Here is a 26,869-nt window from a genome sequence, read left to right on the forward strand (position 1 = left end):
CAAACAATGAACATCAACAGACATAATTACGAGGAATACTTCCTGCTTTATGCAGACAGGGAATTGTCTGCGGAAGAAAAACTGCAGGTGGAGGCGTTCGCGAAACAGCATCCCGACCTGAAAGCGGAACTGGAGATGTTATTACTGACCATCCAGCCGGTTGACGGCCAGGTAGCTTTCAATGAAAAGGAAAACCTGTACCGCACAGAAGATACGGACAGCCTGGTGAACATGACAAATTTCGAATCCTGGTTCGTACAATATACAGACGATGAGCTGACCAATGAAGAGAAGGCTGAAACAGAGAAATTTGTTTACAATCACCCAGAATTACAATCCGATTTTGAACTGCTCCAGAAAACAAGGCTAAGTGCCGATTCGAATATCCGCTTCCCCGGTAAAGAACGGCTCTACAGAACAGACAAAGAGCGTCGCCAGCCGGTGGTGATCTCGCTCTGGATAAGGTATGCGGTAGCTGCTGCACTGATCCTGACAGCAGGTTTTACCTGGCTCCGTCAGCAAAAAGCAGAGCAAGTTTCGCAACCTGCCATTGCATCCGTGGATTCATCCCGCCAGGAAAAAATAAATGCCTTGACTAACCCTGAGGCACAACCGAATACAAACCTGGTGGCAGCCTCATCTCCGGGTCAACAGGAACAGGATCTAACGGCAAAGGATACCGGAAAGAAAAACCAGGAAAAGGAACTATACCGGCAGACCGAAGCACCCGTTATACTGGCCAAAAATGATCTGCAGGAGCAGCCGGCGAAAAGACAGGAAACAATCGAAACCACCGCCAGCATTCCTCAGGCACAGGTTGAAAATACCGTTGGTTCACCCGACATTACCCTGGCAGCTGTCGATCCGAAACCAGGAATGGTCATTGACAAACCGGTTATTATTGAACCCAGCACCACCCCCAATGTGGTATATACCAGCAATGCCGCAGAAGAAGACTATGTATATGTACCCGGAAGGAATATTGTAAGGAAAACACCATTGAAAGGTATCCTGAGAAAAGCAGGCCGCTTTATAGAAAAAAACAACCCGCTCTCTGCTGACCGCGAAAAGGGAGGTGTATTCACCGCTTCCAATGATCAGCAATAAACAATGAATTAAAGAAAAATAAAAAATATGCTTAAGAAGACCATTCTCTTGGCCCTGGCAGCTATTGCCAGTACCGGACTAAAAGCCCAGACAGACACCACCGCACAAAAGCCTGAAACCAGCGGTGATACCATGCGCATCGGTAATATCATCATCCTGAAAAACGGCAGCGCAAGCTCTTCAAGCCGTGATGTAAACATCAATATCAGGCGGAATCAATATGGCAAATCGGCCTGGTCGAACACCAGCTGGTTTATATTCGATATCGGCTTTAATAATTTTGAGGATAAGACAAATTATGCAGGAGCTGCCGCCCAGGCTTTCGCACCGGGCACCACAGAAGACGATTTCAACCTGAGAAACAGTAAATCCATCAACGTGAACATCTGGATTTTCATGCAAAGGCTGAACATGATAAAAAATGTGGTGAACCTGAAGTATGGTCTCGGAGTGGAGTTTTACAATTTCCGTTATGAGCAGGACCTCCGGTACACTAAAAATCCGGCTTCGGTTTACGTAGATGATGCGATCCAGTACACCAAGAACAAACTGGCCACCAACTATGTTACCGTTCCCCTGCTGCTGAACTTCAACTTCACACCCAAAAAGCCTTACCACAGATCCTTTGGCATCAGCGCCGGTGCAAGTGCCGGTTACCTGTACGGCTCAAGACACAAGTATGTGAGCGATGAAACAGGGAAAGACAAGACCAGGGGTGATCTCGGACTGAATGACTTCAAACTGTCCTATATCGGTGAGCTTCACCTGGGACCAGTAATGGTCTATGGTTCCTATGCGACCGAATCCATGTATAAAAAAGGACTGGATCACACCCCTTATGCGGTGGGATTGAGGTGGAGCAGCTGGTAGTTAAGTCTCACTGAAAAAAAAATTCCAGGCAGTCAGAATATTGGCTGCCTTTTTTATTACCCGGCATCAGTCCCTGTATGTTTCTTCTAATTATTTTAATTTTAAGTCACCTGACTCATTACTACAATATTGTATATTAGTGAATAAAAGATTGGAATTATGAGTTACAATGTTGTAGATATTGAAGGTATCGGCGAAACCTATGCTGCCAAACTGGAAAAACTTGGCATCAGGACTACCGGTGACCTCTTACAAAAAGCCGGAACTAAAGCATCCCGTGAAATCCTGGCCGCTGCCACGAAAATCCCCGAGTCACTGATACTAACCTGGGTAAACCACTCCGACCTTTTCAGGATCAGTGGGATTGCCGGGCAAACGGCCGAATTGCTCGAAGCTGCGGGCGTAGATACTGTAAAGGAACTAGCAACCAGGAACGCCGCCAACCTGCATGCCAAATTGCTGGAAGTAAATGAAAAGTTCGGATTGTCCGGGAAAGTGCCTTCCGCAGAAATGCTGGAAGGAATGATAGAGGCAGCCGGCAACCTTGACCAGAAAGTTTTCCATTGACCTTTATTATTAATATTAAAACCAGAATTATGAAAAAAATCGGTCGGATTTTGGTAGGACTGGCAATTTTCAGTTCAACCACATTCATTGCCTGTAAGCCAAAGGATGCTGACATTCAGAAAAATGTCGCAACTGCTGTTGCTGCCTACCCGGGAGTTAGTGTTACTGTTACGGATGGGGTGGCATCCATTACCGGTGAAGTAGCCGATGATGCCACCAGGGCTGCTGTTGAAACGGCTGCCAAAGCGATAAAAGGGGTTAAATCGGTGACCAATAATCTCACCGTTACACCACCGCCGCCACCACCGGTTGTCATCAATCCCGATGAAACCCTTCAGCAAACAGTTGGAGCAGCTATTACCGCCATGAATCTACCCAAGGTACAGGCGGCAGTAAAAGATGGCGTGGTTACGCTGACCGGTGAGATCAAAAAAGCCGACCTGCCCAGCCTGATGCAAAAGCTGAATGAGTTGAAGCCAAAGAGCATTGAAAATAAACTTGTAATCAAATAAACCTTATTAACATGGCATTACAAGACACTAAATATAAAGCCCTGGTAGATGCTGCTATGGCGCAGGGGGTTTCCAACCTGCTGGTGCGTGAGCAGGATGGCGTATTATATATTGACGGTACCACTGCCAGCAGTGCTGCGAAGCAGGAGTTGTGGGACCTCTATGAAACCCTGAATCCCGATTTCCGCGATTCGGATCTGATCATGAATCTTTCGGTAGCGGAAGGGGCTGAAGAGACATATGTCGTAAAAAGCGGCGACAACCTCAGTAAAATAGCGAAGAAATATCCCGGGCTCACCTGGAAGGATATTTACGAGGCCAATACCGGAAGAATAAAGGACCCTGACCTGATCCAGCCGGGCTGGGAACTTAAGATTCCACGCAAATAGTTGATATTTAATTAATTACAGCCCCGGTACCGGGGCTGTTTTGTTAACATTATTCAAAGTTTTTCCACACCTGAAATAATTCACCCTCTGGCAGCGTTTTTGAGCTATCCCTAACCGTTGAAGCTACTTTTTTAAAAATAAAAATCTATGCAGCTGTCACGAGTAACCGTATCCATGATGCTCCTATGTACTGTTGGACTTTTTTCATTTTCGGGGCATAATTACCGCAGCATCCGGTATAACCGCCTGAACGCCGAACTCAATGGCACACCCCGTATCCTGGTTGATAAATCCGATTACGAACTCAGCATTTTTGACGATGAGGGCTGGTATGCCACCTATCCGGTTGTATTCGGTGAAAAGACCCTGGGCGACAAAATGTGGGAGGGTGACCGGAAAACGCCTGAGGGGGATTACAAAATCGTTGCCAAGCGCCCGCACAAACAATGGGGACAGATCATGCTGATCGATTACCCTACGCCCACCGATAAGGCCAAATACAACGAAAGAAAAGCTAAAGGCCTGATTCCCAAGAACAAAGGAATCGGAAACGGGATTGGAATCCATGGAACCTGGCAGCGGGATGACATGGCTGTCGATTATTTCCAGAACTGGACCAATGGATGCGTCAGCCTGAAAAGGTCCGAAATGGAGGAGTTATATGAAATGATCCCGGTCGGAACGAGAGTGAGTATACGAAAATAGGTCAACTCCGATTAAATTAGTGTTCTATAAATTATAGTCATATCTTAGATATGACTATTTTTGTTTGGAGAAAGTGCTTCTCCAGTCTTCCAACCATCCTGCCGAACAACCACAGTTCCTGTTCCCTTAACGTAGAAATAATTACCATCGTCGGGCTATCCGTTTAACCCTGTGCTGGATTATTTCACTATTAAACTGTGCTGTTATGTATTCACTTTTTAACAAATACTCTACCATGAGAAGACTATTACACTTAACCTTCCTGTGCATCATCCTTTCCAGCTACTCCTATGGACAGGCAAAATACTGGGTTGCACCAGGTACTTCCGGCAACTGGAACGTTGCCGCCAACTGGTCCACTACACCAGGCGGCGCAGGTGGTGCTGGTGCACCAACTCCCACCCAGGACGCCATTTTTGATGGCAGCAGTGATGCCAACTGCGTATTGAATATCAGTTCTATTATAGTTCGTGATTTTTCAATTGGTGCTGGCTACACCGGTACAATTAGTCCTGCAATAAACAATAATATTCTAATTGCAAACCGAGATCTTTTGATCAATGGTGGCAACCTTAATGCCCCCGGAACCGTCGTTGTTTCAAGGAACCTGGCGCAGACCGGCGGCACATTTAATACTGGTGCAGTTTCCACCTCAATAGTTAATACAACTACGCTCACCGGCGGAACTATTAACATCCTCGGTGCCATGCAATTTGATGATAACCTTAGTGTGAACATACCTGGTGTCACTTTTAATGCCGGTACCAGTATAGTCACCTTCAACGGATCTGTCAACTCTACAGTAAACGTCAACGGTGGAGCACCTGGAATCATCAGTTTTTACGATGTCGTTCTGGATAAAACCAATCCTGCGTCTGACAATATGAATATTGCCGCTGGTGACCAAATTATTGTTCAAAATGATTTGTCGCTCCGAAACGGCACATTGGGTACCGGAACGGGTATCCTTCAGGTTCAGGGAGATATGGAAATTCAAACTGGTTTTCTGGGCGCTTTAACAGACCTGATTTTCAGCGGCACATCCAGTGCAATAGTTACTATGGATGCTCCTTTCACAGTTGGAGGAGCCGGACTTATTACCATCAACAAAGCCGATCCTGCAGCAACTGTTTCCTTCGTTACCAACCTTGTATCCAATGCGATTAATTTCGGAACTATTTTTGGAGGCAGCTTTAACATAAACAGTGGCACAGCCGTATTTCCTGACGGAGACGATGTGACAATAAACTATGGCACTTTCAACCTGGGTGCTAATGGAACTTTCAGCGCGAGTTCAGGAACGACCAACATCCAGGGTAATATCAATATTGATGGCGCTTTTATCGCAAACGGCGGAACCGTTCAGTTCCTTGCCGGAGCAGCAAGAACCATTTCCGTACTGGGTGGAGCCACTCCAGGTACGGTTACTTTCAATAATATCATCCTGAACAATTCCAGTGCCACCGGAAACTTCAATATTGAAGCAGGAGACCAGATTACAGCAACAGGCAATGTAACTATCATTGACGGGCGCTTTAATGGCGGCACCCTACAGGTAAATGGCAATCTAACCACCCAGGCTTCCAGCGATGCTACAACCACTGCAACTGCCCTTATATTTGGCGGTGCTACCAGCGGAACAGTGACTCTGGACGCAGGCGCTGTAGGTCATTGGAATGGACCCATAACCATCAATAAAACGGGAGGGTCTACCGTTACCTTAGCTTCCCCATTTGTTATCGACCAGAATAACCAGGTGCTGACAATGACCAGTGGCAATTTCGTGACCACTACCACTAATGTGCTTTCATTGGTAGGTAACAATATTTCCCTGGTGGGTGGAAGTGCCGCCAGTTTCGTGGATGGTCCTCTGCAAACCCAAAGAACGTCCGCCTTCACCTACCCGGTTGGTGATGCCGGTATTTATGCACCAGTCCACTTAAGTGATGGTGCTTTCGGAGACGCATTTGAAGTGGCACGTTCCTATCAGGTTTTCTATGTTCGCCAGCCCACATTACCCGACTTCCCGAACACCAACAATCCACCTTCAGAAGGCGGGGTTCCTTATACCATCAGCCAGTGCGAATACTGGTATGTTGATTATGTTGGCGCACCTGTAGATTTCCCACCTTCAGATGACCAGCCAATTATTTGGTTGTCTTATGAAGACCAGAGATCATGTGGCCTGAAAGACCCAACCACCGTTGGTATTATGGCATGGTTATCATTTACTCCACTTGGAGCTTACTGGACTCCATTGCTCAACAGCAACGATGGCCTTACAGTTGTTGATGGCGTTAGCTATATCAGTGCCAGCATACGCGCCTTCTCTGTTGGTAACTTTAACCCGGTATTCACCTTTGGTTCACTGGATCCAATCCTCAACCCGCTGCCAGTAAACTGGCTGAGCTTCACTGGCCGCTATGTGAACGCCGGAGTTGACCTGAACTGGAGCACAGCAATGGAACTGAACAATGAAACCTATACCATTGAACGTTCTGCTGACGGACATACTTTCTCTGCTATCGGAACAGTAGCCGGACGTGGAAATACTTCACAGACTTCCTACTATAACTTCACTGACGCCCAACCGCTCTCTGGTGACGGATTCTACCGCATCAGGCAGACTGACCGCGATGGCAAGTTCAGCTATAGCAAAGTGATCAGGGTTTCCAGCAGCGAATCAGCCTTCAAAGGTCTTCGCCTCTTCCCGAACCCAATTACCGCCTCTATGCCGCTGACAATGGAAAACGCAAACTGGCGCAACAAAAAAGTAAACGTTATCGTATACAATGCGGTAGGTGCAGTCGTTTCCCAGCAGCAAATCAATTTCGGATCTGACAGCAGGGCAAAACTGAACCTGTCAGGTCTCCAGAAAGGAAGCTATTTCATCAGCAGTTACCTGAATGGTGAAAAACAAACCCTGCCTTTCTTCGTACAGTAATTAAACAATGACAATAGTTTGGACCGCCCCAAAAGGGCGGTCTTTTTTTTACCCCTTCACGGCCTTCAACAGTATTGCCCTATTTTTATGTCATCTCAATTATGCTCTATCGCTTTGTCAAAATCCTGATGCGTACCGCACTGGGTATGTTTTACCGGCATACCCTGGTTAAAAACATACAGCAAATCCCCGCCAGCGGACCAGCCATGCTGATAGCCAACCATCCCTCTTCCCTCATGGATGCCGCCCTGCTTGGAATAGTTTTAAAAAGACCCGTACATTTTTTTGCCCGGGGTGATATTTTCGCCCATCCGATCATTAACCGCATACTTGCTGCGCTCCATATGCACCCCGTCCACCACCATGAAGCAGGAAGACATACACTGGGCGCCAACGACCAGACAATAGATGCAGCCATCAGGCTGTTACAGGAGGGGAAACTGGTTTTATTTTTCCCTGAAGGTGTGAGCCATATCGACTATCATCTATGGCCTTTCAAAAAAGGGGCATTCAGGATTGCCCTCCAGGCGCTGGCTCAAAAAACCGACATGCCCCTTCCTGTTATTCCCATCGGCTTTAACTACAGTCATCCTACAAGATTATTCAGTACCGTCTGGATCAATATAGGGCAGCCGATACCGGCAAATGATTACCTGGACGAATACAGGGAACAACCGGCTTCTGCCATCAGGTTGCTGACCACACGCGCTTTCCATGGAGTAAAAGACATCGTGGTACAGTCCGGCAAAAATGAAGCCTCCCAATTATTCGAAGTCCTTGATATCTGGCGGCACTCACTGGCAGCAGCGAATCTGCCGCCAGGAGAAAGGATTGAAATGGAGATGGCTATCGCCCAGGCACAACCGAAATGGCAGGGAGAAATCAGCCCCCTGCTTCACCAATACCGCGAACTGCTGGCTGCAGCACATAGTTCCGACCAGGCCGTTGCTGCTGCAGAATTCCCGAAATTGTCCAAAACACCCATGGTAATGGGGTTTCCGGCAGCCCTTATCGGCTGGCTCCTGAATGCCCTTCCACTCCTGACCGCGAGATGGATCACAGACAAAAAAGTAAGGCGGATTGATTTTTATTCCTGGATACTGGTGGCCGCTTCAGCATTGCTCTACCTGGCCTGGATTACCCTGCTGGCAATCGCCTCTTTCCTGCTGCTGCCGGCCTGGAAAGCGCTGGCCCTTTTATTCATCACCCTGGCAACCGGACAATACTGCTGGAACTATTTTGGCTTTTACCAGGATTGGAAACAACAGCAACTGGCAAAAAAATTGCCTGCAAACACCCTCAGGTCCTTGCAGGCAATACGCAAATCTATTATAAACGGCATGAGTTCTTCCCGCTGAAATCAGCCTCCACACTTGCTTAGAGCCGGCCGGCCCTGATCTCATCCACCACTCCCGGATCCAGCAAGGTTGAAGTATCTCCCAGCTGGTCCAGTTCGCCTTCCGCGATCTTGCGCAATATGCGACGCATGATCTTGCCACTGCGTGTTTTCGGCAGGCCAGATACAAACTGGATCTTATCCGGCTTGGCTATCGGACCAATCAGGCGGCTAACCGTCTGCGTTATATCCTGGCGGCTCAGGTTCTCATCACCATGCGTTCCCTGGTAAATGACAAAACAATAAATTCCCTGACCCTTGATTTCATGCGGATACCCGACCACCGCGCTTTCCACCACACCGGCATGCATGTTGATGGCATTCTCTACTTCGGCTGTGCCTATCCGGTGGCCGCTCACATTCAGTACATCATCCACCCTGCCCGTGATCCGGTAATTACCCTCGGCATCCCGGTAGCAGCCATCCCCGGTGAAATACATATTCTCGTAAGTGGCAAAATAATTGGTCCGGCATCTTTCATGGTCACCATAAGTGGTGCGGATGATCGATGGCCAGGGGAACCTGATACAAAGATTTCCACTCACGTCATTGCCCAGGATCTCCTCACCTTTTTCATCCACCAGCACCGGCTGGATGCCAGGCATCGGCAGCGTGGCAAAACTTGGTTTGGAAGGCGTTACACCCGCCATATTACTGATCAATACCCCGCCGGTTTCAGTCTGCCACCAGGTATCCACAATCGGGCAACGCCCCTTCCCAATGTTTTCATCGTACCAATGCCAGGCTTCCTCATTGATCGGTTCACCCACGGTACCCAACACTTTAAGCGAATCGAGCTGCTTGCCGTGAACCGGTCCAAGGCCAAATCCCATCAGCGAACGGATGGCAGTCGGCGCCGTATACAAAACATTTACCCTGTATTTATCTACGATCTCCCAGAACCTTCCCGCATCGGGCCAGGTGGGAACCCCTTCAAACAGCAGTGTGGTGGCCCCCGCACTCAGCGGACCATACACGATATAGCTATGCCCGGTGATCCAGCCGATATCAGCCGTACAGAAATGAATATCCCCCGGCGTGTACTGGAAAGTGTTCACAAAAGTATAATTGGTATACACCATATAGCCGGCACAGGAATGAACCACCCCTTTCGGCTTACCGGTTGAACCGGAAGTATAGAGGATGAACAAAGGATCTTCAGAATCCATTTCTTCAGCCGGACAATCAGGGTTGCCCATGGTTTCCACTTTTTTGATCTCGTCCTCCCACCATACATCGCGTCCCTTGATCATCGAAACCGGCGTACGGGTGCGGGTCAGCACGATCACCTTCTTGACAAAGCGGCACTGAATCAGCGCATCATCAATTACATTCTTCAGGGGAATCTCCTTATTGCCGCGGTAGGCGCCATCGCAGGTGATCACAAAATCAGCACTGGCATCCATGATCCGGTCGGCAATGCTCTGCGCACTAAATCCTCCAAAAATGACTGAGTGGATGGCGCCGATCCGGGCACATGCCAAAACAGCAATGGCCAGTTCGGGCACCATACCCATGTAAATGCATACCCTGTCTCCCTTCTTAACGCCATTGTTCTTCAGAACATTGGCAAACTGGATCACTTTGGTGTGCAGTTCACGGTAGGTAAGTATGCGATGATGTTCTTCCGGATCATTGGGCTCCCAGATAATGGCCGGCTTGTTGCCGAGTGAACCAAGATGGCGGTCGAGACAATTCTCCGTGATATTCATTTTACCACCTAAAAACCACTTCACAGAGGGATCTTTGAAATTCCACTCGAGCACTTTATCCCAGCGCTTGCGCCAGAAAAAATTACCGGCGATATCTCCCCAGAAACCTTCAGGATCCACTACACTCTTATTATATGCTGCTTTGTATTGCTCCAGGGATTTAATCTGGTATGGGTATGACATATGGCATCGTTTTGTTTGCGGGATAAAAGTAGAAAAGATGTTTCGGCAACAGAAACCGTAATTTGCTAAATTAGTATATTTATGCTAATTATCTATAGCACCACACGATTGCCCTGCCATGAAGCAAATAAACTGTCCCAAATGCAAAGGCGATAATATCGCAAAAAGTGGCGTCGTTAAAGGACGACAGCGATATCATTGCAAATCCTGCAACTACTATTTTACCGTTTTGAAGGAAGGGAAAAATATAGACCCTTATTATGTAATCAAGGCCCTTCAACTCTATATTGAAGGGATATCCCTCCGCGAAATTGAACGTATCCTGGGAATCAGTCATGTCAGCGTACTGAACTGGGTAAGAAAATACAATATCAAATCACCGGAGAATTACGATTATCGACCCACCTACAAAGTCTTATCCCACGCGGAGTTGATCGACTTTATAAAAGAAAGGGAAAGCCTCAGGAACTCAGGCTGTATGATCACTGAACTGGGCGATAAATTCATGCTCATAAAATGGGAAAGATTCAGGAAAAACACTTCCCGATAGCTATACCCATTAACAGAAGTATACCAGGAACTTGTAACCGGCCTGTTAAATAAATAAAATTTGAAAAAATGAACAGGCGTGAAAAAAAACATCAAACGATTGCTGCTGATGGCTGCCTGCACCCTTTCAGCAATAATTAATGTCCAGGCCCAGGGTGGGGCCAATTACGGACCCGGGTTACGCATCAACATCAATGAAGATGGTTCCAGGTATCTCAGAATGATCTTCTGGGGGCAGATCTGGGCAAGGAGTTCGGAACAGAACCCCGGCACGGTCATCAACAGCGATCCCGCCAAAAACGCGCTTGACATCGGGGCCAGGAGATTGAGGCTGCTTGCGATGGCACAGATCTCACCCCGCTACCTGATCGTGATGCATGCGGGCATCAACAACCAGAGTTTTGTAATTGGAGGAGCCTCAGGCAGTGCGGGAACCGGCGGGTATGGGCAGGGAAAGAAACCCCAGCTGTTTTTCCATGATGTATTCAATGAATATGCTATCCTACCCTCCATTAACCCGAAAACACTTAAGCCTAACAGGAACAGTTTATACCTGGGCGCCGGACTGCACTATTGGTGGGGCCTCAGCAGGATGACCTCAGCCAGCACCCTGAACTTCCTGATGATTGATGCGCCTGTTTTCAACTGGCCACTGATCGAAAACTCAGACCAGTTTGCCAGGCAATATGGCATCTACATCAAGGGAGCCCTGGGAAAATTGCACTACCAGATGCACCTCAACAAACCCTTCGCCACCAACCTTGCACCAGCATCCGGCGGACCTGCCATAGACAATAACGGGAACTCAAAAGCAGCCATTGGCGGTTATTACGACCTTCAACTGTTTGACCAGGAAGCCAACACCCTGCCATACCGGGTGGGCAGCTATATCGGTAGCAAGAAAGTATTGAATATCGGGGCCGGCTTTTACCACAACAAAGACGGCACCCGCTCCATCACCAGTGATGCCATCACCCGCAAACACAATATCAGCCTGCAGGCATTAGACGTTTTTGCCGATATCCCTGTGGGCGATAAAGCAAAGAATATGGCTGTCACCGCCTACAGCGTTTTTTATAACTACGATTTCGGACCCGATTACCTGCGCTCCGTTGGCATTATGAATACCGGCGCAGTGGACCCACAGTTTACCGGCACAAAAACCCTGGAAGGCCCCGGCAACAACCGGATTATGATGGGTACGGGTAATATCTGGTACACCCAGGCCGGATTATTGCTACCCAAAGGCAAAAGTGGAAAACTGCGGGTACAGCCAATGGCAGCCTACACCCTTAAAAACCTTGAAGCCCTGAATCAGTCCGGGCACTATTATGACATCGGTTCCAACTTTTTCCTGGACGGTCATCATTCCAGGATCACCCTGCAATATTCCAGCAGGCCGCTTTACCATCCAACATCAAAAAAAGTGATGGAACGTGCAGGAGAATTGCTCCTCCAGTTCCAGGTTTATCTTTAATTCAATCATATCTGCAATCCAAACATCAGCTCGCCATGTCAACAAAATCAAACAACACCCAGGGCATCTGGAAGGTCATCGGGGCCTCCTCGGTCGGCACCCTGATCGAGTGGTATGACTTCTACATTTTCGGAAGCCTGGCCACCGTTATTGCCAAACAATTCTTTCCGCAAACCAACCCGACAGCCGCACTGCTTAGCACCCTGGCAACATTCGCCGCAGGTTTTATCGTGAGGCCGTTCGGCGCACTCGTATTCGGCCGCCTGGGAGATCTCATTGGCCGCAAATACACTTTCCTCTTAACGCTTGTACTCATGGGTGGCTCCACTTTCGCCATCGGCCTGGTGCCCAGCTATGAGAGCATCGGTTTTGCTGCCCCCATTATCGTACTTCTTCTCCGCCTGATACAGGGTCTTGCCCTGGGAGGGGAGTATGGCGGAGCTGCTACCTACGTGGCAGAACATGCACCAGCAGAAAGGCGGGGTTATTACACTTCCTGGATCCAGACTACCGCCACACTCGGACTATTCGTTTCCCTCGGTATTATCCTGCTCACCCGCCATAGCCTCGATGCCAACCTTGATGAGTCCATCCGCAAATTCAACGACTGGGGCTGGCGTATTCCCTTCCTGGTTTCCATCATCCTGGTGATCGTGTCGATTTATATCCGGATGAAAATGAACGAATCCCCCCTGTTTGCCAAACTGAAATCGGAAGGCAAGGTGTCCGTGAACCCGCTAAAGGAAAGTTTCGGCCACCGAACCAACCTGAAAATGGTACTGCTGGCCCTATTCGGCGCTACTATGGGCCAGGGCGTGGTTTGGTATACCGGCCAGTTCTATGCGCAGTCATTTATAGAAAACGTGTGTAAGATCGACTTTGACCAAAGCCGTACCATCATCATCTGGGCCATCGTTTTTGCCACCCCCTTCTTTGTTGTATTTGGCGCATGGAGCGATAAGATCGGCCGAAAATGGATCATGCTGGCAGGTATGCTGGTTGCCATCGTTTCCTATCGCCCCATTTACCGCCAGTTCATGGACCTCACCAATGTTGCCTCCATGGAAAAAACCATGCTGGCAGGCAGCGAAAAACCGGTGGTGAAAAAAGAACTCATGAAGAGCGGCACAGACTCCCTTATTACCAGCACAACCCTCAAAACACTGAACAACGGATTTAGTTACAAAGCCGTTTCCGTTGACACGGTCCAGGCCGCTTCTGGCATCGTCAAAGCTGCCTCCGTCATCAGTTATACCGAAAAAAAGCTGGACAACAGCACTTACTGGAAATTCGTTTTCCTTGTATTCATCCAGGTCCTTTTTGTAACCATGGTCTATGGTCCGATTGCCGCTTTCCTGGTAGAACTTTTTCCCACCAAGATCAGGTATACCAGTATGTCACTACCCTATCATATTGGTAATGGAATATTCGGCGGACTGACACCATTTATTGCCACCTTGTTAACCACCATCTATACGGCAGATAAAATGGTCGGACTATGGTATCCCATCATCATAGCAGCTGTATCCCTCTTCATCGGGGCGCTGTATATCAGCAACCGTATCGACCCTGACGTTAATGACTAACCTAAAATATTTAATACAATGAACCAGTTTAAAAGATATCTCGGAGTGCTCTGGATGGCAATGGCCCCTATTGCTATTTTCTACCTCATCAAAACCGCCGCATCCCAGATTGCCGCCCACCCGGTAATTGACACAAAGATCCAGTGGGGCGTTTTTGTCATCATTTTTATCCCCATTGCAGTTGGCCTGGCCATCTTTGGTTACTACGCACTTAAGGGAGAATACGATCACCTGCCGGAAAGCTCAGATGAAATAACTGACTGATACCATCATTGATTTCATCACTTTTGCCAAATGGCATAGTTTGGTTAAATTACCTTTTTACCGGCTATGCCATTTTTTTATGCGCCACAACAGGAAATCACCTACCCTGATACTGATCAGTATCGCACTGTTCCTGGCATTCAGTTATCCCCTGATATCGATTGCCAACAAACCGGCTTTCCTTTATGGAAAACCGGTGCTTTACCTGTATGTCTTCATTATATGGCTCACCGGCATCCTGCTGCTGTACCTGGCAGCAGACCGATCCGGAAGAAAAAACAGGGATCATGAATAACTGGGTCACTATCGGCACCGCCATCCTCTATCTGGGAATCCTGTCTGTCATCGCCTGGTATGCAGAGAAGAGAAAGAAAATGGACCGGAGCCTGATAAATAACGGTTATGTATATGCGTTGTCAATGGCGGTATACTGCACTGCCTGGACCTATTACGGCAGCGTGGGCAGGGCATCTACCAACGGTATTGAATTCCTTTCCATCTACCTCGGACCCACCATCATGTGCGCGCTCTTCTGGCCAGTGCTCAGGAAAATCATCCGCATCTCCAAAACCCAACGCATCAACAGTATCGCCGACCTGGTTTCCACCCGATATGGAAAAAACTTTTCCATTGCGGTTGTCGTAACCATCTGTTGTGTGGTGGGCATCATTCCCTATATCTCCCTGCAACTGAAAGCCATATCCGCCAGTTTTGATATGCTTACCAACAGCAGTGGGTCCGGTCCTTACAGCCTGCTGAATGACAGCACCATATATATCACCCTCCTGCTGACCCTGTTCATTATATTCTTTGGCACCCGTTCAGTGGACGCATCTGAAAAACACGAAGGCCTGGTGGCTGCCATTGCCTTTGAATCGGTGATAAAACTCGTAGCCTTTCTGGCCGCAGGCTTAGTTATTACCTACGGAATTTTCGACGGCATCGGTGATATTTTCACCCAGGCTTCCGTCAATGAAACACTCAGGAAGGTATTTGTCATGGATACGGAATCCTCCTATAGCAGCTGGGTTTCCATGATATTCCTTTCCATGATGGCCATCTTTTTCCTGCCCAGACAGTTCCAGGTCAATGTGGTTGAAAACCTGAAAGAAAACCACCTGAATAAAGCATCCTGGTTCTTCCCTTTATACCTGCTGGTGATCAACATTTTTGTATTACCCATTGCACTGGGTGGCGCACTCATGAATCCTGCAGGTTCAGTCGATCCGGATATGTACGTTTTGAGTCTTCCGCTGTCACATGGAATGGAGTGGCTTAGCCTGTTCATTTTCATAGGAGGGTTTTCTGCCGCTACAGGAATGATCATCGTGGAAACGCTTGCACTGACCACCATGATCAGCAATAACCTGGCTCTCCCCATTCTCTTCTCCTCCTCATCGATCCAGGACAGGAGAGATGGCTCTCCCCAAACCATTATCCTTTGGGTCAGAAGGATCAGCATCGTACTGGTGCTTGCACTTTCCTTACTTTATGACAAACTCATTGCCCAACAATTTTCGCTGGTATCGATCGGGCTGGTTTCCTTTGCCGCGGTTGCCCAGCTGGCTCCCGCGGTTCTGGGAGGCATTTACTGGAAAGGAGCTTCCAAGAACGGGGCAATGGCCGGACTGATTACAGGTTTCCTGATCTGGGTCTTCACCCTGGTGGTGCCTTCGCTCGCCAGTGCAGGATTGGTGAACGACCGGTTCCTTAACAATGGACTTTTCGGTCAGTCATGGTTACGACCCTACAGCCTCTTTGGCTTGGACAACTTCGACCCGGTCTCCCACTCGCTTTTCTGGAGCCTGCTACTGAACGCTGCAGTATTTTTCATAACCTCCATCTATAGCCGAAAAGGACTCCAGGAGACCTACCAGGGAGAAATATTCGTGGATATTTTCCGGCAGTCCGCCCATTCGGAAGGAAAGCTAGTCTGGAAAGGAAATGCCAGCCTTAACGACCTGCGGTCACTCCTGCAGAATTTTCTGGGTGGCGAAAGAGCAGACAAACTGTTGAACAGTTATTCCACCCGACATAAAATAGATCTTTCCAATAAAAAAGCAGATCCCAGGCTGGTCAGTTTTACCGAAAAAATATTATCGGGTGTAATCGGTTCGGCCTCCGCGCATATCATGGTATCCAGTGTGGCAAAGACTGAAAAACTGAGCATTGATGAGGTGATCAATATGTTGCGCGAATCACAACAGGTCATCGAACTCAACAGGGAACTCCGGAGAAAATCACAGGAACTCACCAAAGCCACACAGGAACTCACCAACGTTAACAGGCAATTGAAGGAAATCGACGAGGTGAAAGATGAATTCCTGTACACTGTAACGCATGAACTCAGGACTCCTCTTACATCCATCAGGGCGCTGGCAGAGATCGTGCACGATAACCCGGATATGCCCGTGGATAAACAGCAACAATTCCTGGGTTCCGTTATCAGTGAAACGGAACGATTAAGCCACCTCATCACCCAGGTCCTGAACCTCGAACGGTACGAATCGGGCAGGCAAAAAGTTCACGCCAGTACCGTCAATATAGGAGACCTGATCAGGGATGTGGCTGATTCCACCAGCCAGCTGCGACAGGAGAAATCCCTGCAACTCCATATACAAATGCCCGACAGCATGGTGCTGATTGAATGTGACAAAGACCTGATCAGGCAGGTGCTGTACAACCTGCTGTCAAATGCCATCAAATTCACCCCGCCGGAGGGCCGGATACGGATCACCACCCGCTACAATTATGACGAATTACAGGTCTGGGTCTGCGACTCAGGGAAAGGTATTCCCATTGAAACCCGGGACCTGATCTTTGATAAATTCTTTCAGGCCAGGAACCAAACCCTGACCAAACCGGAGGGCAGCGGACTTGGACTGGCTATCTGTAAAAGAATTATAGAATTGCACAAGGGCAAAATCTGGGCAGAAACCTCTCCGGAAGGTGGCGCTTGCTTTATCTTTACACTACCATCAATGAAAACCTTTTTCCTCAATGGGTAATAAAAAAATACTGGTAGTTGACGATGACCCATATATCCTGATGTCATTGGAATTTCTGATGCAGAAAAACGGCTATGCTGTAATGGTAGCCAGAAACGGAAAGGAAGCCATGGAACTGGTAGAACAGGCCCATCCGGACCTGGTGTTGCTTGACATCATGATGCCGGATGTGGATGGTTACGCCATCTGCCGGCATATCAAAACCGATCCCGTCCTCAAAGACATCATCGTTGTTTTCCTCAGTGCCAAAACCCGCGAAAAAGATATCCGGAAAGGGCTTGACCTGGGTGCCGCCCTCTACATTTCAAAGCCTTTTTCGACCCGCGACCTGATGAAGCAGATCAACAGCCTCGTGGCTTAAGTCATTGTTAAATGAATTAACAATTGTATGTGCTTTAAGACCTGATAACTATATTTGCCCCGAATGCCAAATCCGGTTCTGTCATATTATCCAAGGTTGTACCGCTCCAAAATTCTGCTCAGCGGAATGGCATTCTTTTTCATGATGGCCCTGGCAAGTACACTGGTGATGCTACCTCTGGTGTCAAAACAAAACAGGACAGTACTGCTCAATTCTGTAGAAGAAGAGGCCGGGGGCAGTAATAACAACATTAACGAAGAACATAAGAACGGCAAATCCATCCATGCCAATTTTCTCGACTTCGCCCAGATCATGCAACTCAGCCTGGCCATAAGGGCCCATTATGATATTCCACGCTCTGTGGACATACGCACCACCGATCATACAAGAAGGATCATCCAGCCTCCGGAATGCTGATCCGTTTTATTTCTTTTTTGTTACTGACCTGAACGGCCCCGGTGTTTTATTTCCCCCGGTACCGGTCAAATAATTGACCCCCTTAAAAATCTTGTATGTCCAAACGTGTACATAACCCGTTTGGGAGTCTGAGTGCAGACTTCCCATCTTCCGTTGTTGTCTTCCTGGTTGCCCTCCCCCTTTGCCTGGGAATTGCGCTGGGCTCAAACGCCCCTTTGTTTTCTGGTATCATTGCAGGAATTGCCGGCGGTATCGTTATTGGCATCCTGAGTGGCTCCCAACTGAGTGTCAGTGGACCGGCAGCAGGTTTGACCGCTATCGTAGCCGCTGCCATCGGCAAGATACCCACCTTTGAAGCCTTCCTGCTGGCCGTGGTATTGTCAGGCATTTTCCAGATCATCCTGGGTTACCTGAAAGCGGGCATCCTCGGCGATTATGTACCGGGTGCTGTCATCAAAGCCATGCTGGCCGCTATCGGGCTGATCCTGATCCTCAAACAACTGCCGCACCTGGTTGGGTATGACGCCGATTTTGAAGGCGACGAATCATTCCGCCAGGCAGATGGCAGCAATACCTTTACGGGCATTTTTAATGCCCTGAATTACATCCTGCCACTGGCAGTCGTGATTGGTCTGATATCCCTGGGAATTCAAATCATCTGGGACAAGGTGCTGGTCAAAAAAAGTAAATTCTTCAAAATGATTCCTTCGCCCCTGATCGTGGTATTGGTGGCGGTGGGTATTGATCAATGGGCAAAAGCGAACAACCCTTCCCTGGCCATGCCCGCCCATGCACTGGTAAGCATACCTGTGGCGGATTCCGTTCAGGGATTCTTCTCCTTCTTCATGTTTCCGGATTTCAGTTATTTAAACAATTTCAATGTATGGTCAGCCGCCCTCACTATCGCCATCGTGGCAAGTCTCGAAACCCTGCTGAATATTGAAGCAGCAGATGAACTGGACCCCTACCAGCGCGTTACCCCCACCAACAGGGAACTGAGGGCGCAGGGAGCCGGCAACCTGGTTTCAGGCTTACTGGGCGGACTACCCGTCACCTCTGTTATTGTGCGCACCTCAGCCAATGTGAATTCAGGCGCCAAATCTAAAATGTCAACCATTTTACACGGCATCATGCTGCTGTTAAGCGTAGCCTTTATTCCAAAAATCCTCAACCTGATACCCCTGCCCGCCCTTGCTGCCGTACTGATTTACACCGGTTTCAAACTGGCAAAACCATCTATCTTTAAAGAGTTTTACAAAAAAGGCTTTGACCAGTTTGTGCCCTTTGTCATTACAATTCTTGCCATACTGCTGACTGACCTGCTGGTGGGCATCCTGATCGGATGTATCGTGGGACTTTTCTTTGTAATGCGCAGCAATTTCCGTTCAGCGGTTTTTGTGGTAAACGATGAAAACAATTACCTCTTCAGGCTGAGAAAGGATGTTTCCTTCCTCAACAAACCCATCATCAAGAGAAAACTCGCCCATGTGCCGGAAAACTCATACGTACTGATCGATGCCACCAGGGCAGATTTCCTGGACAGGGATGTGGTGGAAGTAATTGAGGATTTCATGATCAGTGCCCCTTTGAAAAACATTAAAGTAGAATTGAAAAAAAGCGTCAATAAACAACAGGGATTTACCATTTTCCCAGAACCATTAAAAGAAACCGCATAATGAAAGCATACGAAAAATTATTGTTAGAAAATAAGGCCTGGGCTGCTGAAGTGGTACAGGATGACCCCGACTTTTTCAACCGGCTGGCAAATATCCAGACCCCGGAATTTCTTTGGATAGGTTGCAGTGACAGCAGGGTACCGGCAAATGAAATTACAAATACCCAACCCGGTGAGATATTTGTTCACCGTAATGTGGCGAATATGGTCGTGCATACCGACCTGAACATGCTCACCGTGTTGGAATATGCTGTAAACCACCTGAAAGTTAAACACGTGATCGTATGTGGACATTATGGCTGCGGCGGTGTAAAAGCATCCATGACCCAGCACAACCTGGGCATTATTAATAAATGGCTGCGCAATATCAAGGATGTTTACCGTTTCCACCGTGAAGAGCTCAACAACATCTCTAATGAAGAAGAAAGAGCAGACCGCCTGGTGGAACTGAACGTGCAGGAACAGGTGATGAACCTGGCCAAAACATCCATCATCCAGAAGGCCTGGAAAGAAAATCAAAGGCCCCACCTGCATGGATGGGTTTACGGCCTGAAAGACGGTCTCATTAAACCGGTATTTGAAATGGAAGCCGGCACTCATATTGATGAGCTCTATGAATATGATGACTTATAATTCAGTAGGTTTGTTATCCTATGTCAATATCTGTTCAATCCCTGCTGAAAGTTTACGGCGACCAGAAAGCCGTTAATAATATCTCCTTTTCCGTCCAAAAAGGTGAAATCGTCGGATTTCTCGGTCCCAACGGGGCCGGAAAATCCACCACGATGAAAATATTGACTGGCTACCTCAGCCCCGATGGCGGTAAGGCAGAGGTATGCGGTACCGATGTTCAGGCCGACCCCGGGACCACCAAAGCCAAAATTGGTTACCTCCCCGAATCCAACCCGCTTTACTATGACATGTATGTCAGGGAATACCTGCACTTTATGGCGGATGTTCACCGGGTGGGGGATAAAAACAAACGGGTGGAAGAAGTCATCGCCCAGGTGGGACTTACCCCGGAAAGCAATAAAAAGATCGGCCAGCTGTCAAAAGGGTATAAGCAAAGGGTGGGACTTGCAGCCGCCCTGATCCATGATCCCGAGGTGTTGATCCTGGATGAACCTACAACAGGACTGGACCCCAACCAGATCGTCGAAATCCGGGAAGTGATCCGTTCCCTGGGAAAGAATAAAACCGTACTCTTCTCCTCGCATATCCTCCAGGAAGTGGAAGCAGTTTGTAATCGGGTGATCATCATCAATAAAGGAACACTGATCGCAGACAGCAGCCTGTCTGACCTGCAATCCGCCAATAGCAACCCTGTTATCCGCGTTCAGTTCAGGGAAACGCTGGAACCAGGTCGAATTGAAAACGCTATCAGCTCACTGACCGGCCTCCAACGGATCAACGCACATGAATGGGAAATAAGTGCTTCCGATCTCAATGAAGCGAAAAAACAGCTGCTTGAATTTTCGGTGAAGGAAAACCTGAATATTGTTTCCCTTCAGAGTGGGGAAAAAAGCCTGGAGGAAGTATTCCGCAGCCTGACAGCCAACGGGTAATCCCGGAAAAAAATTTCCTGCCGCACCCTCCTTCCTACTTCGCACCACTCAGTTCTCCCTTATATTTGTTGTATGCGCAAAGAAGAACTCCTTCCCGAAGTAGTAATCAAGTTTGCCGGCGACAGCGGCGATGGCATGCAACTGACCGGCACCCAGTTTACCAACAATACGGCCATGCTGGGAATCGACCTCGCAACCTTTCCCGATTTCCCGGCAGAAATCCGCGCACCCCAGGGTACAATCCCGGGTGTAAGTGGTTACCAGCTCAGGTTCTCCAGCGAACCGGTATTCACTCCGGGGGACGAATGCGATGTGCTGGTGGCCATGAACGCAGCCGCACTTAAAACCAACCTGAAAGCCCTGAAAAAAGGCGGCAGGATCATTGTCAATACCGATGGATTTGACGCCAAAAACCTTCGCCTGGCCAATTACCCGGAGGGAGTAAACCCAATCGAAGACGATAGCCTGACCAACTACGAGGTCATCAAAATGGATGTCACCAAAATGACCCGCGAGGCATTGAAAGACTTTACACTCGGTACCAAAGAAAAGGACCGCGCCAAGAACATGTTTGTCCTGGGCTTCCTTTACTGGATGTACAATCGTGATATGGATAGCAGTATCCAGTTCCTCAAAGATAAATTCGGCAAAAAACCTGACCTGCTCGATAGCAATATCAAGGTCCTTCAGGCCGGCTATAACTTCGGTGATACCACTGAAACCTTCACCACCCGCTACAAGGTGGAAAAGGCCCGGATGGAACCAGGCGAATACCGCAATATCATGGGCAACCAGGCCCTCACCTTCGGACTGGTGGCTGCCGCCCAAAAAAGCAATCTGCCCATGTTCCTGGGCTCTTATCCCATTACGCCCGCTTCGGATATCCTGCATGAACTGAGTCGCTATAAAAACTTCGGTATCCGCACCTTTCAGGCAGAAGATGAAATTGCCGGGATTACTTCCGCAATCGGTGCAGCTTATGGAGGCAGCCTGGGTATTACCACTACCTCTGGTCCCGGTATGGCTTTAAAAACCGAAGCAATGGGACTGGCAATGATGCTGGAAATTCCGCTGTTAATCATCAATATCCAGCGCGGTGGCCCTTCCACCGGACTTCCCACAAAAACAGAACAGAGCGACCTGATGCAGGCTTATTATGGCCGGAACGGCGAATGTCCCATGCCAATTGTATCAGCCTCCACGCCAAGTGATTGCTTCGGCGCAGTGTACGAAGCGGTGCGCATTGCAGTGCAACATATGACCCCTGTAATCTTCCTGAGCGACGGTTATATTGCCAATGGTGCAGAGCCCTGGAAATTCCCGAACAGTGCTGACCTGGCACCCATCGAAGTACAGTTTAAAACTGAACTGGGACATGGAGAGGAGAAGTTCCAGCCCTATCTAAGGGATGAAAAACTGGTAAGGCCATGGGCAATTCCCGGCACTCCCGGACTGGAACACAGGGTTGGGGGTCTGGAGAAGCAGAATATCACCGGAAACATCAGCTATGACCCCGACAACCACCAGTTGATGGTGAAGATCAGGCAGGAAAAAGTAGATAAAATAGCCGATTATATTCCCGAGCAAAAACTGGATAGTGGTCCTGATAAAGGCAAGATCCTGGTGCTGGGCTGGGGATCAACTTACGGTGCGATCAAAAGCGCCGTTGCCGAGATGCAGGCTGCTGGTCATGCCATCAGCCATGCTCACCTGCGCCACCTGCGCCCCTTCCCACGCAACCTGGGTGACATGCTCAGGAATTTCGACCAGGTCCTGGTTCCGGAAATCAATAATGGTCAACTCGTCAAGATCATCCGTGATCAATTCCTGGTAGACGCTAAGGCCTATAACAAGATCATGGGAATTCCCATCACCAAAACCGAACTGGTGCAGAAGCTGAAAGAGATGGTGGGGTAAAGAATTTGGTGCCTGAGGTGTAGGATGGTGTCTGACGTTTAGGATTAATGGATTCACCGGACGCAAACGTCAGACACCATCCTGAATTCACCGGACGCAAACATAGGAGACACCTCCCTAAGCCCGTAACCCTGCCGCAAGCTTTTCAATCTCTATGCTGATCTTGTTGATGTATTCAAATTGATCGGCGAGGGTTTTCAGCTCGGAGAACTTACGCCTGGTGGCAGTTTCAAGACTGCCGGCAGCCAGTTCAGCAAGGCGTATTTCCAGCAACTGCCTCAACTCATCACGAATTACAAAATTCTCCTCGGCACTTAATAGTTTTACCGGATACGCTTCTTCCGAAAGCAGTTCCTCAGCGCATTTCAGGTGCCCGCAGGATGCATCAACGATTGGAAGGAATTTTTCCGATGCATAAGTATCCGCCAGCTTCCTGTAAGAGCTCAGGGTGGCAATATGTGATGCCAGCATATGGTTGCTCACAACCAGCTGGTGTATGACCTGTATTTTTTTCTGTTGCCTCCGCGGCTCATTCAGCATACGCTGAAACGCATCTGATAAATTGGCCAGCCTTACAAAAGCTTCCTTCCGGTTTAGTTTATAATCCAGGTTGGTCAATGGTTGCCCCAGGAAAGGTTTGCTGATAAATGAAAAATAAGACGCATTGGCCCGGATGGCATGGCGCAGCAATTCCAGTATCTGTTCATGCTCCCATTTTGGCGGCACGGCAAATGTGGCGATAAACGCGATGGCAGAACCGGCAAACGTATCAATCAGCCTGTCACGCAATACTTCTGTAAAATCACCCGGCTTCAGGAAATGAAAAGCGATCAGCACATAAGCGGTCATAGCAACAACACTCACCAGGTATTTCAACCTGATCATACTGTAGGCAATGATCATACCCAGGATCATAACGGAAACCAATAACCGGTCGTCACGCACCAGCCATAATATCAGTGCGCCAAGTACGGCACCGAAAAAAGTGCCGGTAAGGCGCTCCACATTTCTCTGTTTTGTAAGGCTGTATGCGGGCTTCAGGATTACCAGTATGGTCAGTAAAATCCAGTAGCCATGCCCGAATGGCAAAACCCTTGACAGAAAAAATCCAGCCAGCAATGCCAATGAGACCCTTACCGAATGACGGAAAATATTGGAACTGACACTGAGATTGTTTACCAGGAGTTTGAGATTAAAATCCGAAGGCGATACGAACTTTGTATAATCTATCTGGCGTGAAAAATTGTCGCTGATCTTCTTATCGAAGCTCGTATAACGGTGAAGGGTTTCCAACCGGTGGGTAAGGTCTTTCAGGCTGTCGAGAATATGACGAAGGCTGATAAATCCCTCGATATTACTATCATCCATAACCGAAGTCCGGGCATTCCTGAAATCCCTGTCCAGAGCAATCAGTTTTTCCCTGAGCGCGGGATCCGGCATGGAAGTTCTCCCTTCCTGAAGTGCCAGCCCTATTGACTCGGCCTCAGCAGCCAGCCTGCCAATATAATCCCGGAATTCAGGAATGAGACCGCTTTCATCCACCATCTCATGTAATTGCCGGTAATCCTGCTGCGAGGTCATGATCCTTTCAAACAGGTCCACACTGTCCAGGAAAATCATCATCAGGATCCTGCTTTTGTGGGTGGACTCCCGCACAATATCACGGGTCTTGAACAGCATTTCCCTCACAAGGTTCTGCTTGTTATGCACCTGCACCTGCTGCTCGAGCACCAGTTTATAGGTCTTGTCATAATCAACTTCGTCTTCATAAAACCTGGCGCGGCTACGCAGGTAGTCTGCTGTTGAAAGGAGTGAATCTCCCAGCGCCTGCTGGATCAGCCTGTAGGGTCGCAGACGGTACAACAATAAACTCATTACCAGGTAAAACACCCCCCCGGCAGATACCAGCAATGCGTTCCTGACGACCTGTTCAGTATCATATCGTTCATCAATACTCAGGATCATCACCAGCAATCCGGCGCTTCCAACCGATGCGGCCCTGATTCCATATACACCAATCATGGAACAGGCAAACCCCATTACGCTTATGAGTACAGCAAGCAACCAGGAATGCTGCATACTCAAGCCGGTTACCAGAGTGAGCACAAAGATCAGCAGCAATGTGGCCACCATTCCGTTCACCCGGTGATGGATAGGTCCGGTATTATCCGTGAGTCCAACGCACATGGCACCAAGTCCCAGCGCAATTCCTGCCTGCAACTGCCCCAGATAAGACGCCGCAAGCAGGGGAATCATAACGCCCGCGGTTAAACGAACACCTTCAGATACATAGTAACTGCTGCTGTACTTTTTATATTCCCTGATATATTCAATCATGCAACCTGAATGCTTAACGCTATCTGATGAATGCAGCAATGCCGAACGATAGAACGGCGATGATGAGGCCGAACATGAAAATGCTGTAGGATATTCGCAGAAAATGATATTTCCTGGCCAGCACTTTCCCCAGGTAGTAAATGTCCTTGATCATACTGCCATAGAGATACTCACTGTCATTCATCATCGCTTTCATTGCCCATTCATAATCGGGCAGCTCCATTTTAAAAAAATTACCGAAAAAAAGCAGGTTAACTTTTTTCTGGCGGATATCCTCCTCGGAAAATACCCCTTTGTTGACATTGGGCCGCGTGGCCATAATGGCAAATATTACTGCCAGCAGGCAAACAGCAGCGAGGATGATGGTAGGAACAATGAACTGGGGATAATACTGCAGCTTACCCAGCAATACCGATACCAGTATCGACAACACAATGGTGTTTACCGATATCATGATATTGGCTTTGCTGTCAGCCATCTGGCTCAGGTTAACATGGTTTTCGCTCATGATCCTGAACATGGTTGCAATGCCCCGTTCTGTCCGCACATCCCGGTTTTTATCCTTAGATTCTTTCAGCTTAACCTTTGGCAAATTTTCTTCCGGGGCCGGGAAAACAGTGTCTGCCTCCCCAGGTAACAGGTCCTCCCCGACTTCGGGCTCAACCACTTTGATACCAGCATCCTTATCCATCAGTTCCTTCAGGTTCCTGGCCTTCACCGGTGCAAGGTGCTGCCTGGCATAATCGGTGAAAAAGGAATGCTGCTGCAAAAAAGCAATATTTTTTTTCCGCCAATCCTTTTTACTGATATCCTTTCCAAATGCTGTATTAAGTTCCTTTCTCAGCAATTTGCTTTCTTCGTCAAACTTATCCGTTCCCAGGTGGTAGAGGTCCGCATCACAAATAATTTCCTCAACCAGGCTGGAAGGCGCCTGCGGCATTTTTGTCGCCAGTATACAGGCACGAACTTTCTCCGCAATGACTTCATCCACCTGGCGCATCCGGCAAAAATCACCTGCAATCTGTACACTGGCGGTTTCATGATCTTCATATTGGCGGCTGTAACCAGTGTCATGAAACCATGCTGCCAGCAACAGCACCTGCCTGTCATCATCAGTCAGTTCATAATGGGAGGATATCTCTTTTACAGCGTCCACCACACAAAGCGTATGATGCAGGTCGTGAAAATAATAGGCCGAAGGAACCTGGTCGGCAAATATCTGCCTCACAAATTGTTCCGCAATTGTTTCCAGGGATTCAATTATCTGCATATACTGAATTGTCGGACTAAATTAAAGCAATTCGGCCATGGAATTCTCCTGGTGCCTA

At 48.4% G+C, this 26,869-nt stretch carries 23 protein-coding genes; 20 read left to right on the top strand and 3 right to left on the bottom strand.

What is annotated here, in order from left to right; genetic code table 11:
- Window positions 1-6: 6 nt before the first annotated feature.
- The 8 genes from BC349_RS09045 (at window position 7) to BC349_RS09080 (ending at window position 8,452) form a co-directional block, all read left to right on the top strand.
- Entirely contained in the window at window positions 7-1,107 is a 1,101-nt protein-coding gene (locus BC349_RS09045) for an anti-sigma factor family protein (RefSeq protein WP_187256418.1), read from the top strand.
- Window positions 1,108-1,134: 27 nt separating this feature from the next.
- On the top strand, window positions 1,135-1,977 hold the full coding sequence (locus tag BC349_RS09050; protein ID WP_187256419.1) for an outer membrane beta-barrel protein: 843 nt from the start codon (window positions 1,135-1,137) through the stop codon (window positions 1,975-1,977).
- A 159-nt stretch (window positions 1,978-2,136) separates the two neighbouring features.
- Window positions 2,137-2,544 carry a DUF4332 domain-containing protein gene (locus BC349_RS09055; protein WP_187256420.1) on the top strand — a complete coding sequence of 136 codons (408 nt, stop codon included), beginning with the start codon at window positions 2,137-2,139 and terminating at the stop codon, window positions 2,542-2,544.
- A gap of 29 nt (window positions 2,545-2,573) precedes the next feature.
- Window positions 2,574-3,056, top strand: a complete 483-nt coding sequence (locus tag BC349_RS09060) for a BON domain-containing protein (RefSeq protein ID WP_187256421.1) — start codon at window positions 2,574-2,576, stop codon at window positions 3,054-3,056.
- 11 nt (window positions 3,057-3,067) lie between these two features.
- Window positions 3,068-3,445: a LysM peptidoglycan-binding domain-containing protein gene (locus BC349_RS09065; protein ID WP_187256422.1), complete on the top strand. Its 378-nt coding sequence runs from the start codon at window positions 3,068-3,070 to the stop codon at window positions 3,443-3,445.
- Window positions 3,446-3,592: 147 nt separating this feature from the next.
- Window positions 3,593-4,150: a L,D-transpeptidase family protein gene (locus BC349_RS09070; RefSeq protein ID WP_187256423.1), complete on the top strand. Its 558-nt coding sequence runs from the start codon at window positions 3,593-3,595 to the stop codon at window positions 4,148-4,150.
- 235 nt (window positions 4,151-4,385) lie between these two features.
- Window positions 4,386-7,094, top strand: a complete 2,709-nt coding sequence (locus BC349_RS09075; RefSeq protein WP_187256424.1) for a T9SS type A sorting domain-containing protein — start codon at window positions 4,386-4,388, stop codon at window positions 7,092-7,094.
- 101 nt (window positions 7,095-7,195) lie between these two features.
- The gene (locus tag BC349_RS09080; protein ID WP_187256425.1) at window positions 7,196-8,452 is read left to right on the top strand and encodes a 1-acyl-sn-glycerol-3-phosphate acyltransferase; all 1,257 of its coding nucleotides are present in this window, start codon (window positions 7,196-7,198) and stop codon (window positions 8,450-8,452) included.
- Window positions 8,453-8,471: 19 nt separating this feature from the next.
- On the opposite strand, the gene acs is transcribed toward BC349_RS09080, so the two are convergent.
- Entirely contained in the window at window positions 8,472-10,385 is a 1,914-nt protein-coding gene (gene acs, locus BC349_RS09085; RefSeq protein WP_187256426.1) for an acetate--CoA ligase, read from the bottom strand.
- Window positions 10,386-10,503: 118 nt separating this feature from the next.
- Between acs and BC349_RS09090 the strand changes: the two genes are divergently transcribed.
- The 12 genes from BC349_RS09090 to BC349_RS09145 all read left to right on the top strand — a co-directional run bounded on the left by BC349_RS09090 (window position 10,504) and on the right by BC349_RS09145 (window position 23,204).
- On the top strand, window positions 10,504-10,935 hold the full coding sequence (locus BC349_RS09090; RefSeq protein WP_187256427.1) for an IS1/IS1595 family N-terminal zinc-binding domain-containing protein: 432 nt from the start codon (window positions 10,504-10,506) through the stop codon (window positions 10,933-10,935).
- Window positions 10,936-11,013: 78 nt separating this feature from the next.
- A complete protein-coding gene (locus tag BC349_RS09095) occupies window positions 11,014-12,411 on the top strand; it encodes a hypothetical protein (protein ID WP_222840127.1) in 1,398 nt (465 codons plus the stop codon).
- A gap of 35 nt (window positions 12,412-12,446) precedes the next feature.
- The gene (locus BC349_RS09100; RefSeq protein WP_187256428.1) at window positions 12,447-13,997 is read left to right on the top strand and encodes an MFS transporter; all 1,551 of its coding nucleotides are present in this window, start codon (window positions 12,447-12,449) and stop codon (window positions 13,995-13,997) included.
- 18 nt (window positions 13,998-14,015) lie between these two features.
- Window positions 14,016-14,261: a DUF6814 family protein gene (locus tag BC349_RS09105; protein ID WP_187256429.1), complete on the top strand. Its 246-nt coding sequence runs from the start codon at window positions 14,016-14,018 to the stop codon at window positions 14,259-14,261.
- 79 nt (window positions 14,262-14,340) lie between these two features.
- The gene (locus BC349_RS09110; RefSeq protein WP_187256430.1) at window positions 14,341-14,556 is read left to right on the top strand and encodes a hypothetical protein; all 216 of its coding nucleotides are present in this window, start codon (window positions 14,341-14,343) and stop codon (window positions 14,554-14,556) included.
- Window positions 14,549-17,269, top strand: coding sequence for a sensor histidine kinase (locus BC349_RS09115; RefSeq protein WP_187256431.1), 2,721 nt, complete (start codon window positions 14,549-14,551; stop codon window positions 17,267-17,269). The genes BC349_RS09110 and BC349_RS09115 overlap by 8 nt, the downstream gene beginning before the upstream one ends.
- Complete coding sequence (locus tag BC349_RS09120; protein WP_187256432.1) at window positions 17,262-17,630, top strand: response regulator transcription factor; 369 nt, start codon at window positions 17,262-17,264, stop codon at window positions 17,628-17,630. The genes BC349_RS09115 and BC349_RS09120 overlap by 8 nt, the downstream gene beginning before the upstream one ends.
- A 63-nt stretch (window positions 17,631-17,693) precedes the next feature.
- Window positions 17,694-18,047, top strand: coding sequence for a hypothetical protein (locus BC349_RS09125; protein WP_187256433.1), 354 nt, complete (start codon window positions 17,694-17,696; stop codon window positions 18,045-18,047).
- A 95-nt stretch (window positions 18,048-18,142) separates the two neighbouring features.
- Window positions 18,143-19,723, top strand: coding sequence for a SulP family inorganic anion transporter (locus BC349_RS09130; protein WP_187256434.1), 1,581 nt, complete (start codon window positions 18,143-18,145; stop codon window positions 19,721-19,723).
- On the top strand, window positions 19,723-20,355 hold the full coding sequence (gene can, locus BC349_RS09135) for a carbonate dehydratase (protein WP_187256435.1): 633 nt from the start codon (window positions 19,723-19,725) through the stop codon (window positions 20,353-20,355). Before BC349_RS09130 ends, can begins: the two co-directional genes overlap by 1 nt.
- Before the next feature lie 20 nt (window positions 20,356-20,375).
- Window positions 20,376-21,287, top strand: coding sequence for a gliding motility-associated ABC transporter ATP-binding subunit GldA (gene gldA, locus BC349_RS09140; RefSeq protein ID WP_187256436.1), 912 nt, complete (start codon window positions 20,376-20,378; stop codon window positions 21,285-21,287).
- Between the two features lie 72 nt (window positions 21,288-21,359).
- Window positions 21,360-23,204: a 2-oxoacid:acceptor oxidoreductase subunit alpha gene (locus BC349_RS09145; protein ID WP_187256437.1), complete on the top strand. Its 1,845-nt coding sequence runs from the start codon at window positions 21,360-21,362 to the stop codon at window positions 23,202-23,204.
- A 117-nt stretch (window positions 23,205-23,321) separates the two neighbouring features.
- Here BC349_RS09145 and BC349_RS09150 read toward each other — a convergent pair whose 3' ends face one another.
- Both BC349_RS09150 and BC349_RS09155 read right to left on the bottom strand, forming a co-directional pair.
- Window positions 23,322-25,541, bottom strand: a complete 2,220-nt coding sequence (locus BC349_RS09150; protein WP_187256438.1) for an FUSC family membrane protein — start codon at window positions 25,539-25,541, stop codon at window positions 23,322-23,324.
- A gap of 19 nt (window positions 25,542-25,560) precedes the next feature.
- The gene (locus tag BC349_RS09155) at window positions 25,561-26,811 is read right to left on the bottom strand and encodes a Pycsar system effector family protein (RefSeq protein WP_187256439.1); all 1,251 of its coding nucleotides are present in this window, start codon (window positions 26,809-26,811) and stop codon (window positions 25,561-25,563) included.
- Between the last annotated feature and the right edge of the window lie 58 nt (window positions 26,812-26,869).

Origin of the sequence: Flavihumibacter stibioxidans (assembly GCF_014332695.1) — a bacterium.
Classification (GTDB): domain Bacteria; phylum Bacteroidota; class Bacteroidia; order Chitinophagales; family Chitinophagaceae; genus Flavihumibacter; species Flavihumibacter stibioxidans.

Bases quoted from the DNA above. Each gene is read 5' to 3' on its own strand.
- BC349_RS09045 (WP_187256418.1), top strand. From the start codon at position 7: ATGAACATCAACAGACATAATTACGAGGAATACTTCCTGCTTTATGCA.
- BC349_RS09050 (WP_187256419.1), top strand. From the start codon at position 1,135: ATGCTTAAGAAGACCATTCTCTTGGCCCTGGCAGCTATTGCCAGTACC.
- BC349_RS09055 (WP_187256420.1), top strand. From the start codon at position 2,137: ATGAGTTACAATGTTGTAGATATTGAAGGTATCGGCGAAACCTATGCT.
- BC349_RS09060 (WP_187256421.1), top strand. From the start codon at position 2,574: ATGAAAAAAATCGGTCGGATTTTGGTAGGACTGGCAATTTTCAGTTCA.
- BC349_RS09065 (WP_187256422.1), top strand. From the start codon at position 3,068: ATGGCATTACAAGACACTAAATATAAAGCCCTGGTAGATGCTGCTATG.
- BC349_RS09070 (WP_187256423.1), top strand. From the start codon at position 3,593: ATGCAGCTGTCACGAGTAACCGTATCCATGATGCTCCTATGTACTGTT.
- BC349_RS09075 (WP_187256424.1), top strand. From the start codon at position 4,386: ATGAGAAGACTATTACACTTAACCTTCCTGTGCATCATCCTTTCCAGC.
- BC349_RS09080 (WP_187256425.1), top strand. From the start codon at position 7,196: ATGCTCTATCGCTTTGTCAAAATCCTGATGCGTACCGCACTGGGTATG.
- acs (WP_187256426.1), bottom strand. From the start codon at position 10,385: ATGTCATACCCATACCAGATTAAATCCCTGGAGCAATACAAAGCAGCA.
- BC349_RS09090 (WP_187256427.1), top strand. From the start codon at position 10,504: ATGAAGCAAATAAACTGTCCCAAATGCAAAGGCGATAATATCGCAAAA.
- BC349_RS09100 (WP_187256428.1), top strand. From the start codon at position 12,447: ATGTCAACAAAATCAAACAACACCCAGGGCATCTGGAAGGTCATCGGG.
- BC349_RS09105 (WP_187256429.1), top strand. From the start codon at position 14,016: ATGAACCAGTTTAAAAGATATCTCGGAGTGCTCTGGATGGCAATGGCC.
- BC349_RS09110 (WP_187256430.1), top strand. From the start codon at position 14,341: ATGCGCCACAACAGGAAATCACCTACCCTGATACTGATCAGTATCGCA.
- BC349_RS09115 (WP_187256431.1), top strand. From the start codon at position 14,549: ATGAATAACTGGGTCACTATCGGCACCGCCATCCTCTATCTGGGAATC.
- BC349_RS09120 (WP_187256432.1), top strand. From the start codon at position 17,262: ATGGGTAATAAAAAAATACTGGTAGTTGACGATGACCCATATATCCTG.
- BC349_RS09125 (WP_187256433.1), top strand. From the start codon at position 17,694: ATGCCAAATCCGGTTCTGTCATATTATCCAAGGTTGTACCGCTCCAAA.
- BC349_RS09130 (WP_187256434.1), top strand. From the start codon at position 18,143: ATGTCCAAACGTGTACATAACCCGTTTGGGAGTCTGAGTGCAGACTTC.
- can (WP_187256435.1), top strand. From the start codon at position 19,723: ATGAAAGCATACGAAAAATTATTGTTAGAAAATAAGGCCTGGGCTGCT.
- gldA (WP_187256436.1), top strand. From the start codon at position 20,376: ATGTCAATATCTGTTCAATCCCTGCTGAAAGTTTACGGCGACCAGAAA.
- BC349_RS09145 (WP_187256437.1), top strand. From the start codon at position 21,360: ATGCGCAAAGAAGAACTCCTTCCCGAAGTAGTAATCAAGTTTGCCGGC.
- BC349_RS09150 (WP_187256438.1), bottom strand. From the start codon at position 25,541: ATGATTGAATATATCAGGGAATATAAAAAGTACAGCAGCAGTTACTAT.
- BC349_RS09155 (WP_187256439.1), bottom strand. From the start codon at position 26,811: ATGCAGATAATTGAATCCCTGGAAACAATTGCGGAACAATTTGTGAGG.